Genomic DNA, 15592 nt, shown 5'->3' with positions numbered 1-15592 from the left:
CGGCTCACCGGGTGAGCCACTTGACCTCGTACGCCGCCATGTCGAAGGTCTTCCCGTCGATCTTCGCGCTGATCTGCCGGTCCAGGGTGTTGACCACCAGGACGGTCTTGTCCGTGGCGAGGACGCGCACGTTGGGCACGTCGTCGGCGGCGACGGACACCGTCGTGTAGGCGGTGCCGGGGCCGAACGCCTTGCTGAACCGGCTGACCAGGTCGAACATGGGCAGCTTCTGCCCGCCGTCCTTCCCGCCGGTCGGCGTCCACAGACAGCCCGCGCAGTCGGTGCCCTTCTCGTTCTCCGGGTTCCAGTAGAGCGCGGAGGTGGTGCCGCCCTTGGCGAGGGCGATCATGCCGGCGGCCTGGACGGCGACCCTGCGGCTCTCGGACCAGCCCTCCCGCTCGTCCTGGGCGTCGGCGGGCTCGACGTAGTACTCGGCCCACCACAGCGGCAGGTCGCCGGTCTGCTGCCGCACCCACCGGCTGACGGCGGTGAACTTGTCGGTCGCCGCGAACTCGTCGGGCAGCAGCTCGTCGTCGTTGGTGTAGCTGGAGCCGTCCACGACCACGAAGTCGGCGCCGGCCTTGTTCCTGTTCCAGTAGTCGAAGGCGTCGAGGATCCGCTGGTCCATGGCGCCCCAGGGCCCCTTGAAGGTCTTGGACGCGTCCCCCGAGCGGGGATCGACGCTGTCCATCACGAGATACGGACCGCCGACCATGATGTCCGGGTTGACCTTCTTCAGCGCCTGGTAGACGAGGTTGTAGAGCTTCGTGTAGCCCTCGTAGTCCCAGCGGGCCTCGGAGTTGTTCCAGAAGCCCTTGAACTCGTTCCAGACGATGAAGTGGCGGACGTCCGGATAGCGCTTGGCGACCGTCGCGGCGAGCGCGGCGAAGTCCTTGAAGTGCGCGGGCTCCGGGGCGGTCTCCAGCGCGGACTGGCTCCAGTCGGTGTTGCCGACGCCCGGCTCGCCGCCCTTCATCCAGTCCGGGGCGCAGCACAGGGTGACGACCGGGGTGGAGCCGGAGGCGCGAATGAAGTCGATGCGCCGGTCCATGTCCTCGAAGTCGTAACGCCCCTCGACCGGCTCCGGGTTGTCGGCGCCCCAGCCCATGAGGTGCTGGTTCTGCGGCAGCCCGCCGACGTCGGCGATCCGCCCCTCGACCCGCTCGACGGCGGTGGAGCTGCCCTCGTCGGCGCTGTACTGGGTGTGGGTGAAGCCCCAGCCGACGTCCGGGGTCCGGGCGTCCGGTGTGCTGGTGGGGGTGCCGTGCGCCCTGCTGCCGTTGCTCGTGGTGCCGTCGGTGCTCGCCCCGTCACCGGGCAGCGTGTTGAGGAGGGTCACGACCAGCGCCAGAGCCGCCGCACCCACACCGAGCAGTGCGGTGAGCCGCCACCGCAGTGCCCCCGAATTCCACCCATGACGTCCCATCAAGGGCAACAGTAGACGCGGGAAGCACGCCTGGGGCAGGTCTTGAAGATGCACAGCCTTGTAACAGGACGGAGCGGCCGTAAAAGGTCCCATCCGACACTCCGGACGCACTACGGAAACCGGGTGCGATCGGCGTCCCCGTGTCGGATCATGGCCGCATGTCTGCGAACCCATACGACGCTCTGCCGATCCGGCTCAACGTCGACGACAGCGACTCACCGTCCGATGTCGTCGACGCGCTGTTCCTCGGCCGCTTCGCGACGGGCGAGCAGCCGTACTCGCACGCGGCCAACATCGACCGTGTCCGGTCCGGGGCGTCCCTGCTGCCGGACGGCGCCCGGGTGTTGCGCATCGCCCGCGACGACGACCGCAGCGCGACGCTCGCGGAGGGCGACGGCTGGACCCTGCTGGTCTCCCGCTGGAGCCGCGGCGCCGACGTCACCGTCACGGCGACCAGCGCCGAACTGGCCGAGAAGGTGCTCGGCGAGGCCACGGACGGCGCGGCCGACGAGCCCGAACCCCAGCCGGAGAACGTGACGATGGGGTTCTGGTACGTCTCCCCGCGGCGCGGCCCGCACCGCACCACCCGGCAGATCTCCGCGGGCACCTGGGAGGAGGTCCGGGCCAACTACACGGCACCGGTCGCGGACGCGATGACCCGCCTGATGAAGACGACGCCGGAGGACATCGCGGGCCGGCTGCTCCTTCTGCACGGCCCGCCGGGCACCGGCAAGACCTCGGCGCTGCGCACGCTGGCCCGCTCGTGGCGGGACTGGTGCCAGGTGGACTGCGTGCTCGACCCCGAGCGGCTCTTCTCCGACGTCGGCTATCTGATGGACATCGCGATCGGCGAGGACGACTCGTCGGGCAAGGGCCGCTGGCGGCTGCTGCTCCTGGAGGACTGCGACGAACTGATCCGCGGCGAGGCCAAGCACACGGCGGGCCAGGCGCTGTCGCGGCTGCTGAACCTCACCGACGGCCTGCTGGGCCAGGGGCGCAACGTCCTGGTGGGTGTCACGACCAACGAGGACCTGGAGCGCCTCCACCCGGCGGTGGTCCGTCCCGGCCGCTGTCTGGCCCGTATCGAGGTGGGCCGTCTGACCCGCAGCGAGGCGGTGGGCTGGCTGGGCACGGAGGAGGGGGTCGGCCGCGAGGGCTCCACCCTCGCGGAGCTGTACGCGCTGCGCCGGGGCACGTCCCCGACCGCGCTGCCGGAGCCGCGGGACGGGGTGGACGCGGGGTTGTACCTGTGAGTGGTTCCATGGAGGTGTGACCCGGTACGTCGGTACGTCGGGCTGGCAGTACAAGGACTGGCGCGGCGCCTTCTATCCGGCCGGCTGCCCGACGCGGCTCTGGCTGGAGGAGTACGCCGCCCATTTCTCCACGGTGGAGATCAACAACGCCTTCTACCGGCTGCCGTCCCGGGAGAACTTCGAGGCGTGGCGGGAGCGGGTGCCGGCGGACTTCGTGGTCGCGGTGAAGGCGAGCCGGTACCTCACCCACATCAAGCGGCTGAAGGACCCCGAGGAGCCGGTCCGCCGTCTGATGACCCACGCCGAGGGCCTGGGCGCCCGGCTGGGTCCGGTCCTCCTCCAGCTCCCGCCGACCCTGAAGGCCGACGCGGCACTCCTGGACGCCTGCCTCGCCTGTTTCCCTCCGGGGACGCGGGTGGCCGTCGAACCCCGGCACGCGTCCTGGTGGACGCCGGAGATCCGCGAGGTCCTGGGGTCCCGCTCCGCAGCCCTGTGCTGGGCCGACGTCCGCGCCCGCCCGGTCACGCCGCTGTGGCGCACCACGGACTGGGGATACGTCCGCTTCCACGAGGGCCGGGCGAAGGACTGGCCGCGCTACGGCAGGCGGTCACTGGAGACCTGGGCGGCCCGCCTCAAGGACACCTGGTCGGCCGAGGACGACGTGTACGCGTACTTCAACAACGACCCGAACGCGGCGGCGGTGGAGAACGCGCGGACCTTCGAAGCCCTGGTCCGGTGATCCTCGGCTTTCCGTGGCAGCGGCGGACAGCCGCGGCGGCGTGTCCCGGCGGTGCCGAATCCCCCTCAGCGCTCCCCGTATCCCGCCCGCAACGCGTCCCGCACCGCGGCCAGCGCGGTCTCCCGGTCCGCTCCCAGTCGCCGGGCCCGCTCGACGTACGCCTGGGCCGCCGACGCCAGTTCCCGTTCCGCGGCGGAGCCCGCCGCCGCCACGAACGTGCCGTTGCGCCCCCGCGTCTCGATCACCCCGTCGCCCTCCAGCGCCCGGTACGCCTTGGCGACGGTGTTCGCCGCGAGCCCCAGCGACTCCGCCAGTCCCCGCACCGTGGGCAGCCGGTACCCGACCGGCAGCACCCCCGACCGCGCCTGCTCGGAGATCTGCGTCCGCACCTGCTCGTACGGCGGCGCGCTGTCGTCGATGTCGATCTTCAAGGTCACGCCCCCGATTCTCCCGCACCGGCCCGCCACCCCGCTGGAAGCCCGCCGGAAAATGGGAGGCAGCCCGGCGCGCCTCCCCCGTAGCGTCCGCTCACATGACTGTGACCGTGCGCCAGCTGCGCGCCGACGCCCGAGCCGACCTGGAGGCCTACGTCCGGGTACGCGACCTGGCCCTCCCGTTCATGCTGTACTCCCCGGACTCCCTCGCCTACGACCTCACCCACATGCATCCCGACGCCCACTACCGCCCCCTCGTCGCGGAGGCGGACGGCGAGGTGATCGGCACGGCCCAGGTGGGTCTCGTGTACGACAGCCCGGAGCCCGGCCAGGGCTACGTCAATGTGTACGTGCACCCGGAGCGGACCGGCCGCGGCGCGGGCACGCTGCTGGTGAGCGCCGCCGAGGAGCATCTCGCCGGGCTCGGCGCGAGCAAGCTGTACACGTGGGTGCTGGACGAGCCGGCCAACCGCGCCTTCGCCGAACGCCGCGGCTACCGCGCGAGCCGCTCCGCGCACTTCCTCCACCTGGACCTCGCGGGCGGCACACTGCCCCCGCCGGCGACTCCGCCGCCCGGCGTCGAACTGCGCACGGGCACCGACTTCGAGGCCGATCCGCGCCCGCTGTTCGAGCTGGACGCGGCCACGGTGGCGGACGAACCCAGCGATGTCGACAACGCGTTCACGGATTACGAGGCCTGGCTGCGGGAGACCTGGCACCACCCGCTGGTGAACCACGAGCTGACCTCGGTCGCCGTCGTCGACGGCCAACTCGCCGCCTTCAGTCTGGCCCGCACCGACGGACGCACCCGCTACGGCACCGTGATGACCGGCACGGCCCGTGCCCACCGCGGCAAGGGCCTGGCCAAGCTCGCCAAGAACGACTCCCTGCACCGCGCTCGCGCGGCCGGTTTCACGGAGGCCGTGACCGGCAACGACGCCGGCAACGGCCCGATGATCGCGATCAACCAGTGGTTCGGATACCGCACGGCAGCGACGGAGGTTCGATATGTCCGTGAACTCGGCTGAACAGACAGGTGAGTTGGAGGTCGTCCTGGTCAAGGCCGGCCGTACGAAGATCCGTTACCGGAGCGAGCTGCTGCGGGACGACGGCAACCACGTCACCGTCCGCGCGCCCTGGGCGGGCGAGGGCGTCCGTGACTTCGGCTTCGTCCGCTTCGAGCCCGGGGACGTGTTCACGGAGCACTACTGGCGGGACCGCTGGTACGCGGTGAAGGAGGTCCGCGCCGGCGACGGCACGCTCAAGGGCTGGTACTGCGACGTGACCCGCCCGGCCGTGCTCGACGGCGCCGAGCTGGTCGTGGAGGATCTCGACCTCGACCTGTGGCGCTCCGCCGACGGCACCGACGTACTGCGCCTGGACGAGGACGAGTTCGCCGAGAGCGGTCTGGCGGAGCGGGACCCCGAGGCGGCGGCCCGCGCCGTCACGGCTCTCGACGAGCTGGAGGTGCACGCCCGGGCCGACGGCGGCATCGCGGCGCTCCTGGCCTAAAGAGCCGCCACCACGGCATACCGCTCGTCCTCCACCGCCCTCCCCCACAGCACCGGATCGTCGGACAGCCGCTCCACGCGCACCTGCCCGGCGAGCGGTGCGACGAGGGCGGTGAGGCGGGCGGCGGGTATGCCGACCGGGCTGACCGCCCCCCAGACGCCCTCGACGAGGACCAGTCGGCCTCCTGGGCGCAGCAGCTCGCGCCAGTGGCGCAGGGCGCGGCCGGGGTCGGGGAGCGCCCACAGCACGTGCCGGACGAGGACGACGTCGAAGCGCTGCTCCCCCACCGGCGGTACCGCCGCGTCACCGACCAGGAACGCGGCGTCACGTCCGGCGAGTTTCGCGCGGGCGAGGTCCACCATCGCCGGGGCGCTGTCGACGCCGGTCACGTGGTGTCCCTGTTCGGCCGCGAGGAGCGACAGGCTGCCGGTGCCGCAGCCGAGGTCGAGTACGTCACAGGACCGGCCGGGCAGCCAGGAGCGCAGCCGCTCGGCCCAGGCGTCCCGCACCCGCGGGTCGCGCAGGCCGTGGTCCGGCTCCTCGTCGAAGGAGGCGGCCTGCGCGTTCCAATCCAACCCATCCGTACCCGCGTCGGCTTCGAATCCACTGTGATCGGTCATGGTCACCAGACTGGCACCCGCCACTGACAATCAGACGGCCCTGGAACCCGGCTCGAAAGTCAGTCGAAATCGTGATGACCGCCACTGACAGATCGCCGTCGATGAGTAACTCTCCCCGAAAGGGTCTACCTCCGTGAGAACGCGGAACTCGGTAGGCCTTGAAGGAGGCAGCCATGCGCCGTACAACCGTGCAGAAGCCCCTGAAGAGGACGGACGCCCGTCGGATCCGCGAGGAGGCCGAGGAGCGCCCCGCAGGACGCCCGGAGGTGCGAAAGGACATCGCGCGCACCTGGTGGCCGGATGGCTGACGGCGGGCTCAGCCCAGCAGCTTGCGGTAGTGGACGCGGTCATAGGGCCCGTCCACCTTCCGTTCCACGACCTCGTAGCCGTACTTCGGATAGATCTTCTGGTTCTCCCACATCAGCGCGTTCGTGTAGAGCCTCACCTCGGTGAGCCCCAGCGCACGCGCGTGTGCGTCCACGAACCGCAACAGCCGTCCTCCCACGCCCGTTCCCTGGGCGTCGGGGTGGACGGCGATGTTGTCGAGGAAGAGATGGTCCGCGCGCTCCTCGATCACCACGAGGCCGACCACCGGGCCGATGACGGGATCGCCCGTGACGAACACCTGTCCCGCGGCCACGGCCGCCGCGTGGTCCCGTTCCATGGGCTGCGGCACCACGCCGATGCGTTCGATGTAGTGGTGGTAGGCGGCGTCGGTGACGGCTTTCACGCGCGCCACGTCGGCCGGGCCGGCGAGCCGTATGTCCTCGTTGGTCATGCGCGCACGCTACCTACCTGATCTCAGTCTCAGCAGTCCCTTAAGAGGGCCATAAAGATCGTTCCCGACCGCCACAAGCTCGGGATTTCACGGTTTCTTGGATCCGGCACCCGTCAGTACCGCTTCCGAGGAGTCCCGCCATGCCCGCACGCCGCACGGCCGCCATCGTCGCCGCGCTCGGCCTGACCCCGCTCGCCCTCACCGCGCTCGCCGCGGCGCCCGCGTCGGCGCACGGCACGCTCGGCGATCCGGTGAGCCGGGTCGCCCAGTGCTACGCGGAGGGCCCCGAGAGCCCGAAGTCGGACGCCTGCAAGGCCGCGGTCGCGGCGGGCGGCACCCAGGCGCTCTACGACTGGAACGGCGTCCGCATCGGCGACGCGAACGGACAGCACCAGGCCCTCATCCCGGACGGCAAGCTGTGCAGCGCGAACGCCGACGAGTTCAAGGGCCTCGACCTGGCCCGCGCCGACTGGCCGGCGACGAGCGTGAGCAGCGGGTCGTACACCTTCAAGTACCGCGTGACGGCCCCGCACAAGGGCACCTTCAAGGTGTACGTCACCCAGCAGGGCTACGACCCGACGCAGCCGCTCGCCTGGGACGACCTGGACCTGGCCCACCCGGTGGCGACGGCCACCGACCCGGTCGCGGCGAACGGCTACTACACCTTCTCCGGCACCCTCCCCGAGCGCTCCGGCGCCCAGTTGCTGTACGCGGTCTGGCAGCGCTCGGACAGCCCGGAGGCGTTCTACTCCTGCTCGGACGTGACGTACGGCGGCGGCGCCGGCGCCGGTTCGGATTCGGGTTCGGGTTCGGGTTCGGGTTCGGGTTCGGGAAGCACCGAGTCGCCCGCTCCCAGCGCCTCCGCCCCGTCCGAGGAGCAGATCGAGGAGGGCGCGGACAAGTCGACGGTCGAGCACGGCGGGCACGGCGACCAGGACGCGTCCACCTCGGCAGAGCCGACCACGGCCGCGGAGTCGACCCCGGTCACCGATGTGAAGGCGGCCGGTGCCACTCAGGATCTCGCCGAGACAGGCGGCGACAGCAGCACGGCGTACGTCGCGATGGGCGGCGCGGCCGTCCTGGCGGCCGGCGCGGCGATCCTCTTCGGGTCGGTGCGGCGGCGCGCGGTGAGCGGCAGGCGCTAGCCACGGGGGGCGGGGTCTGTCCGGCGGCTCAGGTCGGACAGACCCCGGTGTGTCATCCGAGGACCGAGGCGCAGGTCGTCGGTGTGGCGTGGGCCGGGTCGAGGGAGTTGGCGACCTCGTGGAAGGCGATCAGGCTGAACAGGCCGATCGCCACGTGCTCGGAGAGGTCGAGCGGGCACAGGTCCTGGAGGACGACGTTGCGGACGCCGGTGCCGTTGAGGAACTGGCTCCGGTACGGGGTGACGACCTCGTCGTACTTGGTGGCGAGGACCGTGTACGTGACGCCGGGGACGGTGTCGCCGCCCTCGTTGAGCTTGGTGAGGAGGGGGGAGCCGGCGACCTGGTCGGCGAGGGCGGGGGTGTTGGCGGACAGCAGGTCGGCGGCGCCGGGGAAGTACGGCAGCAGGTGGGTGAGGCCGTTGAGGGTGGTGCCGTGGTTGCTGGGCGCGATGCCGACGAGGGCGTTCACCTTGGCGGCTCCGCCGAGGAACTTGAGGTAGTAGCGGGGCATCATGCCGCCCTGCGAGTGGCCGACGACGTCGGTCTTCGCGGCGCCGGTCGCGGCGAGGACCTTGTCGACGAAGGCGGAGAGCTGCTCGGCCGACTTGTCGACGGGGCCGAGACCGTTGAAGACGGGGACGCCGGGGAGTTGGCCGTAGTCGAGGGAGTAGACGCAGTAGTCGCGGTTCTCCAGGTAGGGCGCGAGGCCGAGCCAGTTGTCGACGGAGTTGCCGAGGGTGCCGTGCACCAGGACGACGGGGCGGGGGTGGGTGGTGGAGGGCTTGCAGGAGAAGTCGTTCCAGCCGGAGTGGGGGGCGTCGGCGGCGTGGGCGGCGGTGGCGGGGACGACGGCGACCGCGGCGGTCAGCAGCAGCGCGATCAGGGGTCTGAGCAGTCGTTTCCAGGGCAGCATCGAGTGATCTCCTTGCGGCTCAAGGGAGTTGCGATGGCCTTACGCCCTGTGATCCGGATCACGAGGATGCTGTTCACTCGTCAAGTTACGGACGGGTAGTGCAGTTGTGAAGTTACGCGCCAGTAAAAACTTCCAGCGCTAGCCGGAGACGAGCGGGACTGCAGAGGAACCATCACCAGGTGGGCCTGATCGGACCATAGGGCGCGATGCGCGCCAATTGATCACGCAACGCCCGCACTTCACCCTCACCGAGCAGTTCGACCCACGGCCGGACCGCGTCCGCGGCGGCCTCCTCGGCGGCCCGCGTGCACGCCCAGCCCCGCTCGGTCAGCACGACGAGCCGGGCCCGCGCGTCCCCGGGATGCGCCCGCCGCTCCGCATACCCCTTGCGCACCAGGTCGTCGACGAGCTGGCTGGCGGCCTGCTTGGTCACCCCGAGGTGTGCGGCGAGCTCGGTTGCCGTGGCGCCGCCGGCCGAGAGCCGGGTGAACGCGAACCCGTAGGCGGGCCGCGCGTCGAACCCGCGCGCGACGACACCGTCATTGATGCGCTGCGTCAGATCACCCGCGGCGGCGAGCAGGACGGCGGTCAGGGCGAGGGCTTCGGAGTTCTGCACGGGTGCATTGAAACACCCTTGACGAAATGGTCAAGCGGCTTGACCATAGGAACACATAGTCAAGCTGCTTGACCATCTACTCCGGGGGTACCCATGCCTGTCATCCACCCGTCCGAAGCCGTCACCCATGAGATCCACGGCGCCCGTTTCGTCTCGTACGCCACTCCCCTCACCGGCAGCAAGGAGCTGTGCGCCTGGCGCGGCGAGATCCCGGCGGGGACCAAGGCGCCCGCGCACACGGTGAACCGCGAGGAGATCCTCCACCTCCTCGCCGGCGAGCTCCTGATCACCCTCGACGGCGACACCCACCGGGTCACCCCGGGTGACACGGTGATCGTCAACCCCGGCGCGACGCTGAGCGTGGAGAACCCGACCGACGACACCGCCGTCACCTGGGTCACCACGTCCATCGGTCTGTCGGCGACGATGGCCGACGGCTCGGTCATCACCCCGCCCTGGGCCAACTGACCGCCTCCGCGAGGGGCGTCACGCCGCCAGCGTCCCCGGCATCACCGCGTGCGGCCCGAACTTGGCCCGCGCCCGGTCCGCGACCTCCTCGATGCGGCGGAGCTTCTCGTCGACCGGGTCGAAGGTGAGCTGGTGGGAGGCCTGTTCGGCGGGGCCGAGGGCTTCGGCGCGCAGGGCGAGGGCGCGGACCCGGGCGCGCTGGAGACCGAGCGCCTCGTACATCTCGTAGGCCGTCCTCGTCAGCGCGGCCGAGTGGGCGGTGGGCTCCTTCAGGGTGCGGGTGCGGGTCGTGGAGGAGCGGTCGGCGTAGCGCACGGTGAGGGTCAGGGTGCCGCAGACCTTGTCGACGGCGCGGAGCCGGGCGCCCAGTTCACCGGCGGCGGCCAGCAGGGCGCGGCGGTGCCGGTCGGGGTCCAACTCGTCTCGGGTGAAGGGCCGTTCGGTGGCCAGGGAGCGGGAGACGCCGTTCGGCACGACCCGGCCGCGGTCGACGCCGCCCGCCTTCTCGTGCAGTTCGCGGCCCGCCTTCGCGCCGACCAGGCGCTGGAGGGTGGACAGGGGGGCGGCGGCGACCCGGCCGAGGGTGTCGAGGCCGTACTCGCACAGGGTGCGGGCGGTGGCCGTGCCGACGCCGGGGAGCGCGGCCACCGGCTTCCCGGCGAGGAAGTCGGCCACCTCCCCTTCGGCCACCGCGCGGGTCACCCCGGGCCGGGCGTCCCGCAGCGCCATGCGGGCCAGCATCGGGCCGGGACCGGCGCCGATCACGCAGTCGACGCCGTGATGGGCGAGGGCGCGGACCCGGATGACCGAGGCCAGTTCGACGGCGTCGCGCCCGAAGTACCGTTCGGCGCCCCGCAGATCGGCGAGCGCCCCGTCCGGTGGCAGCGCCTCCACGACGGGCGTGAAGTCCTCGAGCAGGCCGAGCAGCCCCGGCAGGGCCGCCTCGTGCGCCGGCGGCAGCTGGAAACGTACGCAGAGGATGGTCATCCCGCACTCCCCGGACTCTGGTGCCACAACTTCCTTACCTGTGAAGGCTCTTGACCCGCAGGCCGCAGATCGGCCCACGGATGCAGTTCGTATCCCGTCGGCATATGGATGCGTCGGCCGCCGGTGGAATCCCCGCCGGCTTCCGGCACCGGCTCCGCCAGGCGGGCCGCCACCGCGTCCAGGCCCTGCTCGGCGCGGAGTTCGACGAGTTCGGCGAGGTTCCAGGCGGCGGTGCCCACCACGCTGAGGCTGCGCGGCCCGCGCCGCTGCACCGTGCCGCGCACCAGCAGCAGCCAGGAGTGGAAGACGGTGTGGGCGCAGGCGTCGTGGGAGTCGTCGAAGAAGGCGAGGTCGACCAGGCCGGTGCCGTCGTCCAGGGTGGAGAAGATGACCCGCTTGCCGGACCGGATCGGCGGGGTCTGGGTGGCCGCCTTGGCGCCGGCGACGAGGACGGTCTCCCCGTGCCGCGCCTCCCGCAGCCGACGCGCGTCGGTCACGCCCAGCTCGCCCAGGAACTCCCGGTGGTCGTCCATGAGGTTGCGCGAGGCGTCCATGGACAGGACACCCAGCTCGGCGCTGAGCCTCTCGGCGGAGGAGAGGTCGGGCAGCCCGGCGGACGCGGTCTTCCGCCCGCCGGCCAGCGGGAGTTGGCCGCCACCTCCACCTCGCGCGCCCCGGTGCAGCTCGGTCAAGTGCAGTTGCAGATCACGGCGGTTGGCACCGAAGGCGTCCAAGGCGCCGACCTGCGCCAGCCGTTGGGCGAGGGGCCTGCTGGGTCGCGCCCGCTCCCAGAAGTCGAGCAGCGAGGCGTACGGCTGCCCTTCCGCGATCCGTGCCGCCTCGGCCTCACTGATGCCGTGCACGTCGGAGAGCGCCAGCCGCAGCCCCCACACCCCAGAATCAGACACCAGTTCGATACGGTGGGCGACCGCCGACCGGTTCACGTCCAACGGCAGGATCGGCACCCCGCGCCGCCGCGCGTCCGCCAGCAGCAGCCGCTTCGGATACATCCCGGGGTCGTGGGTGAGCAGCCCGGCATAGAAGGCCGCCGGGTGGTGCGCCTTCAGCCACGCCGACTGATACGTCGGTACGGCGAAGGCGACCGCGTGCGCCTTGCAGAAGCCGTACGAGCCGAAGGCCTCGATGATCTCCCAGGTCCGCTGAATCGTTTCCGCGTCATAGCCCCGGGCCGCCGCGTGCTGCGCGAACCAGAACCTGATCCGCCCCTGCGACTCCGGGTCGGACAGCCCGCGCCGCACCTGGTCCGCCTCGCCGCGTCCGCAGCCGGTCATGATGTCGACGATGTCGATGATCTGCTCGTGGAAGACGACGACCCCGTACGTCCCCTTCAGCGGTTCGGCCAGATCCGGGTGCGGATACCTGACGGGCGCCCGCCCGTGCCGCGCCTCGATGAACGGCCGCACCATGTCGGCGGCGACCGGCCCCGGCCGGAAGAGGGAGATGTCGACGACGAGGTCATGGAAGGTGGCCGGCTGGAGCCTGCCTACCAGGTCCCGCTGACCCGGCGACTCGATCTGGAAGCAGCCCAACGTCTCGGCGGACCGGATGAGTCGGTACGTCGCCGGGTCACCGGGAGCGATCGCGTCGATGTCGACCTCCGCCCCCGTCGCCCGCGCCACCTCCGCGACCGCGTGCGCCATCGCGGACTGCATCCGCACACCGAGCACGTCGAGCTTGAGCAGCCCGAGGTCCTCGACGTCGTCCTTGTCGAACTGCGACATGGGAAAGCCCTCGCCGCTGGTCGGCATGACCGGCGTACGACTCAGCAGGGAGGCGTCGGACAGGAGCACCCCGCACGGGTGCATGGCGACGCCGCGCGGGAGGGCGTCGAGGGCCTCGACCAGCTCCCACAGCCGCCCGTACTTCTCCCCTTCCCGCTGAAGCTCCCCGGCCAGGGCCCGCAGTTCGGGCAGCTCCTCCAGCGCGGCGCGGGCGTCGCGGGCCCGGATGTGCGGGAAGGACTTGGCGATGCGGTCGATGTCGGCGGGGTCCATGGACAGGGCCGCACCCACGTCCCGGACCGCATGCCGCACCCGGTACGTCTCCGGCATCGCGACCGTCGCGACCCGCTCGGTGCCGAACCGGCCGATGATCGCCCGGTAGACCTCCAGGCGGCGCGCGGACTCCACGTCGATGTCGATGTCGGGCAGCACGAGCCGCCGTTTGGACAGGAACCGCTCCATCAGCAGCCCGTGCTCGACCGGGTCGGCGTGGGCGATGCCCAGGAGGTGGTTCACCAGCGACCCCGCACCGGAGCCGCGCGCGGCCACCCGGATACCCATCTCCTTCACGTCGTCCACCACTTGAGCGACCGTCAGGAAGTAGGAGGCGAAGCCGTGGTGGGCGATGATGTCCAGCTCCTGGTGCATCCGCTCCCAGTAGGCGTACCGGCCGGCGTAGCCCTTCCGCACCATCCCGGCCGCCGCCCGGGAGGCGAGGGTGCGCTGGGCGGTGCGGCGGCCCGCGCCGACGAGGTGCGGCTCGGGGAAGTGGACGGTGCCGATGCCGAGGTCGTCCTCGGGGTCGACCAGGCACTCGGCGGCCGTCGCCCGCGTCTGCTCCAGGAGCCGGTGCGCGGTGTCGCGCCTGAAGCCCGCGGCCTCCACGATCCGCTCGGCCGCCGCCAGCATGGCGGACGCGTCCTTGAGCCAGGCCTCGCCGGAGTCCAGCTCCTTGCCCGCACCCACGGGGACGAGCCGGCGGGCGGCGTCCAGGACGTCGGCGACCGGGCCCTGGCCGGGGTCGGCGTACCGGACGGCGTTGCCGAGCACGGGACGTACGCGCTGCTCGGCGGCGAAGCCGACGGTGCGGGCGGCGAGGCGCAGGGAGCCGGGGCCGGTTCCCTTGCGGCCGTGCCAGACGGCCTCCAGACGCAGGGCGTCGCCGTACCGCTCCCGCCAGGGGGCGAGCAGCCGGGCCGCCCGGTCGGGGCGTCCGGCGGCGAGGGCGCGGCCGACGTCGGAGTCGGGGCCGAGCAGGACGGTCAGGCCGTCGCCGTGGTTCTCGGTCCAGGGCAGCAGGGGGGTGTCGGCGGCGGTGTGGGCGGTGGTCACCAGCCGGCACAGGTCGGCCCAGCCGCGGGCGCCGTCCCGGGCGAGGAAGGTGACGCGGGGTGTCGACTCGTCGATGAAGGCGCCGCCACGGACGGGGGCACGGCGCCGCTCCTGTCGTACCGGCTCGTACTCCTCGACGGCCAGTTCGGCGCCGAACAGCGGCCGCACCCCCTCCTTGGCGCAGGCCTTGGCGAAGCGGACCGTGCCCGCGAGGGTGTCGCGGTCGGTGAGGGCGAGGGCATCCATGCCCCGCTCGGCGGCACGCTCGGCGAGCCGCTCCGGGTGGGAGGCGCCGTAGCGCAGGGAGAACCCGGAGACGGTGTGCAGATGCGTGAACCCTGACACCCGCGCCTCCATTTTCGAACATCAGTTCCCAACTGCCTCACCCCCACCATAGACCAAAAATCGAACCCGTGTACGACAACCGTTCGGCCGCCTCCCACCTGCGGAAACGCCTCCCACCTCGGACTGTGGGGACATGACACAGAACAGCACCCAGAACGGCGGTTTTCTCGCCGAGGTGAAGGACGCGGTCACGCCACGGGCCACGCTGCTCGTCCTCGGCGTGCTCGCCCTCCAGCTGCTGTTCATCGCCTCGTACGTGGGGGCCCTGCACGATCCGAAGCCGAAGGACGTGCCCTTCGGTGTGGTGGCACCACAGGCCGCCGCCCAGCAGGCGGTGACCCGGTTGGAGCAGCTGCCCGGTTCACCCCTGGACCCGCGCACGGTGGCCGACGCGGCGACGGCCCGGAAGCAGATCATGAACCGGGACATCGACGGGGCGCTGATCATCGACCCGACCGGGGTGAAGGACACGCTCCTGGTCGCGAGCGGCGGCGGCACCGTCCTCGCCACCACCCTGGAGAAGTACCTCACCGCCCTGGAGGCCTCCCAGCAGCGGAGCATCCGGACGGTGGACGTGGCCCCGGCCTCCCCCACCGACTTCGACGGCCTCTCGTCGTTCTATGTCGTGGTCGGCTGGTGCGTCGGCGGCTATCTGACCGCCTCGATCCTGGCGATCAGCACCGGCGCCCGGCCCGCCAACCCGCGCCGCGCGGTGATCCGGCTGGTCGTGATGGCACTGGTGTCGATCGTCGGCGGGCTCGGCGGCGCGGTGATCGTGGGGCCGATCCTGGACGCGCTGCCGGGAAGCGTCATGGCCCTCTGGGGGCTGGGCGCGCTGGTCACCTTCGCGGTGGGAGCGGCGACCCTCGCTCTCCAGGGCGTCTTCGGGGTGGTCGGCATCGGCCTGGCGATCCTGCTCGTGGTGATCGCCGGCAACCCGAGCGCGGGCGGCGCCTTCCCGCTGCCGATGCTGCCGCCGTTCTGGAAGGCGATCGGCCCGGCACTGCCGCCGGGCGCGGGCACCTGGACGGCCCGCTCGATCGCGTACTTCAAGGGCAACGACACGACCGGCGCCCTGCTGGTCCTGTCGGCCTGGGCGGCGGCCGGGATCGCGATCACGCTGGGGGCGTCGGTGTTCCGCGCACGGCGCGAGGGCGAACCCCTGCCGACCCAGGCACCGTGAACCCCCGCAGCCGCCGACGGCGGGCGACCCCCGCAGGGGCCACCCGCACTCGACGACGAGAGTTGTACGGGTGGTGCGAGCGGGAGAACAAACCACCCG

16 protein-coding genes are annotated in these 15592 nt (G+C 71.8%); 8 read left to right on the top strand and 8 right to left on the bottom strand.

The features are described from left to right. Positions 1-4 precede the first annotated feature (4 nt). Entirely contained in the window at positions 5-1426 is a 1422-nt protein-coding gene (locus ACIHIX_RS19755) for a xylan 1,4-beta-xylosidase (protein WP_399957556.1), read from the bottom strand. 158 nt (positions 1427-1584) lie between these two features. Between ACIHIX_RS19755 and ACIHIX_RS19750 the strand changes: the two genes are divergently transcribed. Beyond that, complete coding sequence (locus ACIHIX_RS19750) at positions 1585-2679, top strand: DUF5925 domain-containing protein (RefSeq protein ID WP_399957552.1); 1095 nt, start codon at positions 1585-1587, stop codon at positions 2677-2679. Between the two features lie 16 nt (positions 2680-2695). Continuing rightward, entirely contained in the window at positions 2696-3418 is a 723-nt protein-coding gene (locus ACIHIX_RS19745) for a DUF72 domain-containing protein (RefSeq protein ID WP_399957549.1), read from the top strand. Between the two features lie 65 nt (positions 3419-3483). Here the strand turns inward: ACIHIX_RS19745 and ACIHIX_RS19740 are convergent, their stop codons facing one another. Continuing rightward, a complete protein-coding gene (locus ACIHIX_RS19740; RefSeq protein WP_399957546.1) occupies positions 3484-3855 on the bottom strand; it encodes a GntR family transcriptional regulator in 372 nt (123 codons plus the stop codon). A 95-nt stretch (positions 3856-3950) separates the two neighbouring features. Here ACIHIX_RS19740 and ACIHIX_RS19735 point away from each other — a divergent pair, with 95 nt between their 5' ends. Both ACIHIX_RS19735 and ACIHIX_RS19730 read left to right on the top strand, forming a co-directional pair. After that, a complete protein-coding gene (locus ACIHIX_RS19735) occupies positions 3951-4880 on the top strand; it encodes a GNAT family N-acetyltransferase (RefSeq protein ID WP_399957543.1) in 930 nt (309 codons plus the stop codon). After that, positions 4861-5364, top strand: coding sequence for a DUF402 domain-containing protein (locus ACIHIX_RS19730; RefSeq protein WP_399957540.1), 504 nt, complete (start codon positions 4861-4863; stop codon positions 5362-5364). The genes ACIHIX_RS19735 and ACIHIX_RS19730 overlap by 20 nt, the downstream gene beginning before the upstream one ends. Here ACIHIX_RS19730 and ACIHIX_RS19725 read toward each other — a convergent pair. Next, a complete protein-coding gene (locus ACIHIX_RS19725; protein ID WP_399957537.1) occupies positions 5361-5984 on the bottom strand; it encodes a class I SAM-dependent methyltransferase in 624 nt (207 codons plus the stop codon). The two genes, ACIHIX_RS19730 and ACIHIX_RS19725, sit on opposite strands and share 4 nt — an antisense overlap. Before the next feature lie 173 nt (positions 5985-6157). Between ACIHIX_RS19725 and ACIHIX_RS19720 the strand changes: the two genes are divergently transcribed. Beyond that, complete coding sequence (locus ACIHIX_RS19720) at positions 6158-6292, top strand: hypothetical protein (protein ID WP_020139373.1); 135 nt, start codon at positions 6158-6160, stop codon at positions 6290-6292. A gap of 8 nt (positions 6293-6300) precedes the next feature. On the opposite strand, the gene ACIHIX_RS19715 is transcribed toward ACIHIX_RS19720, so the two are convergent. Continuing rightward, on the bottom strand, positions 6301-6762 hold the full coding sequence (locus tag ACIHIX_RS19715; RefSeq protein WP_399957534.1) for a GNAT family N-acetyltransferase: 462 nt from the start codon (positions 6760-6762) through the stop codon (positions 6301-6303). Positions 6763-6902: 140 nt separating this feature from the next. On the opposite strand from ACIHIX_RS19715, the gene ACIHIX_RS19710 reads away from it, so the two are divergent. Beyond that, positions 6903-7907, top strand: a complete 1005-nt coding sequence (locus tag ACIHIX_RS19710; RefSeq protein WP_399957530.1) for a lytic polysaccharide monooxygenase — start codon at positions 6903-6905, stop codon at positions 7905-7907. 52 nt (positions 7908-7959) lie between these two features. Here ACIHIX_RS19710 and ACIHIX_RS19705 read toward each other — a convergent pair whose 3' ends face one another. Next, on the bottom strand, positions 7960-8820 hold the full coding sequence (locus tag ACIHIX_RS19705; protein ID WP_399957527.1) for an esterase/lipase family protein: 861 nt from the start codon (positions 8818-8820) through the stop codon (positions 7960-7962). Between the two features lie 172 nt (positions 8821-8992). Next, positions 8993-9436 (bottom strand): MarR family winged helix-turn-helix transcriptional regulator, encoded by a 444-nt coding sequence (locus ACIHIX_RS19700; RefSeq protein ID WP_399957524.1) that lies wholly within the window; start codon positions 9434-9436, stop codon positions 8993-8995. Between the two features lie 93 nt (positions 9437-9529). On the opposite strand from ACIHIX_RS19700, the gene ACIHIX_RS19695 reads away from it, so the two are divergent. Beyond that, complete coding sequence (locus ACIHIX_RS19695) at positions 9530-9904, top strand: cupin domain-containing protein (RefSeq protein ID WP_399957522.1); 375 nt, start codon at positions 9530-9532, stop codon at positions 9902-9904. Between the two features lie 18 nt (positions 9905-9922). On the opposite strand, the gene ACIHIX_RS19690 is transcribed toward ACIHIX_RS19695, so the two are convergent. Both ACIHIX_RS19690 and ACIHIX_RS19685 read right to left on the bottom strand, forming a co-directional pair. Next, the gene (locus tag ACIHIX_RS19690) at positions 9923-10891 is read right to left on the bottom strand and encodes a DNA polymerase thumb domain-containing protein (protein ID WP_399957519.1); all 969 of its coding nucleotides are present in this window, start codon (positions 10889-10891) and stop codon (positions 9923-9925) included. Continuing rightward, positions 10888-14310, bottom strand: a complete 3423-nt coding sequence (locus ACIHIX_RS19685; protein WP_399957517.1) for a DNA polymerase III subunit alpha — start codon at positions 14308-14310, stop codon at positions 10888-10890. The genes ACIHIX_RS19690 and ACIHIX_RS19685 overlap by 4 nt, the downstream gene beginning before the upstream one ends. Positions 14311-14443: 133 nt before the next feature. Here ACIHIX_RS19685 and ACIHIX_RS19680 point away from each other — a divergent pair, with 133 nt between their 5' ends. Continuing rightward, positions 14444-15493, top strand: a complete 1050-nt coding sequence (locus tag ACIHIX_RS19680; RefSeq protein ID WP_399957514.1) for a DUF3533 domain-containing protein — start codon at positions 14444-14446, stop codon at positions 15491-15493. Positions 15494-15592: the final 99 nt, after the last annotated feature.

The organism is Streptomyces sp. NPDC051913 (genome assembly GCF_044593635.1).
Classification (GTDB): Bacteria; Actinomycetota; Actinomycetes; order Streptomycetales; family Streptomycetaceae; genus Streptomyces.
Note: the sequence above shows the minus strand (reverse complement) of the source record. Positions and strands in the feature narration are given on the sequence as shown.

What these genes read in the sequence shown, in the direction of transcription:
- ACIHIX_RS19755 (WP_399957556.1), bottom strand. Translation starts at nt 1,426, where the DNA reads ATGGGACGTCATGGGTGGAATTCGGGGGCACTGCGGTGGCGGCTCACC.
- ACIHIX_RS19750 (WP_399957552.1), top strand. Translation starts at nt 1,585, where the DNA reads ATGTCTGCGAACCCATACGACGCTCTGCCGATCCGGCTCAACGTCGAC.
- ACIHIX_RS19735 (WP_399957543.1), top strand. Translation starts at nt 3,951, where the DNA reads ATGACTGTGACCGTGCGCCAGCTGCGCGCCGACGCCCGAGCCGACCTG.
- ACIHIX_RS19730 (WP_399957540.1), top strand. Translation starts at nt 4,861, where the DNA reads ATGTCCGTGAACTCGGCTGAACAGACAGGTGAGTTGGAGGTCGTCCTG.
- ACIHIX_RS19725 (WP_399957537.1), bottom strand. Translation starts at nt 5,984, where the DNA reads ATGACCGATCACAGTGGATTCGAAGCCGACGCGGGTACGGATGGGTTG.
- ACIHIX_RS19720 (WP_020139373.1), top strand. Translation starts at nt 6,158, where the DNA reads ATGCGCCGTACAACCGTGCAGAAGCCCCTGAAGAGGACGGACGCCCGT.
- ACIHIX_RS19715 (WP_399957534.1), bottom strand. Translation starts at nt 6,762, where the DNA reads ATGACCAACGAGGACATACGGCTCGCCGGCCCGGCCGACGTGGCGCGC.
- ACIHIX_RS19710 (WP_399957530.1), top strand. Translation starts at nt 6,903, where the DNA reads ATGCCCGCACGCCGCACGGCCGCCATCGTCGCCGCGCTCGGCCTGACC.
- ACIHIX_RS19705 (WP_399957527.1), bottom strand. Translation starts at nt 8,820, where the DNA reads ATGCTGCCCTGGAAACGACTGCTCAGACCCCTGATCGCGCTGCTGCTG.
- ACIHIX_RS19695 (WP_399957522.1), top strand. Translation starts at nt 9,530, where the DNA reads ATGCCTGTCATCCACCCGTCCGAAGCCGTCACCCATGAGATCCACGGC.
- ACIHIX_RS19690 (WP_399957519.1), bottom strand. Translation starts at nt 10,891, where the DNA reads ATGACCATCCTCTGCGTACGTTTCCAGCTGCCGCCGGCGCACGAGGCG.
- ACIHIX_RS19680 (WP_399957514.1), top strand. Translation starts at nt 14,444, where the DNA reads ATGACACAGAACAGCACCCAGAACGGCGGTTTTCTCGCCGAGGTGAAG.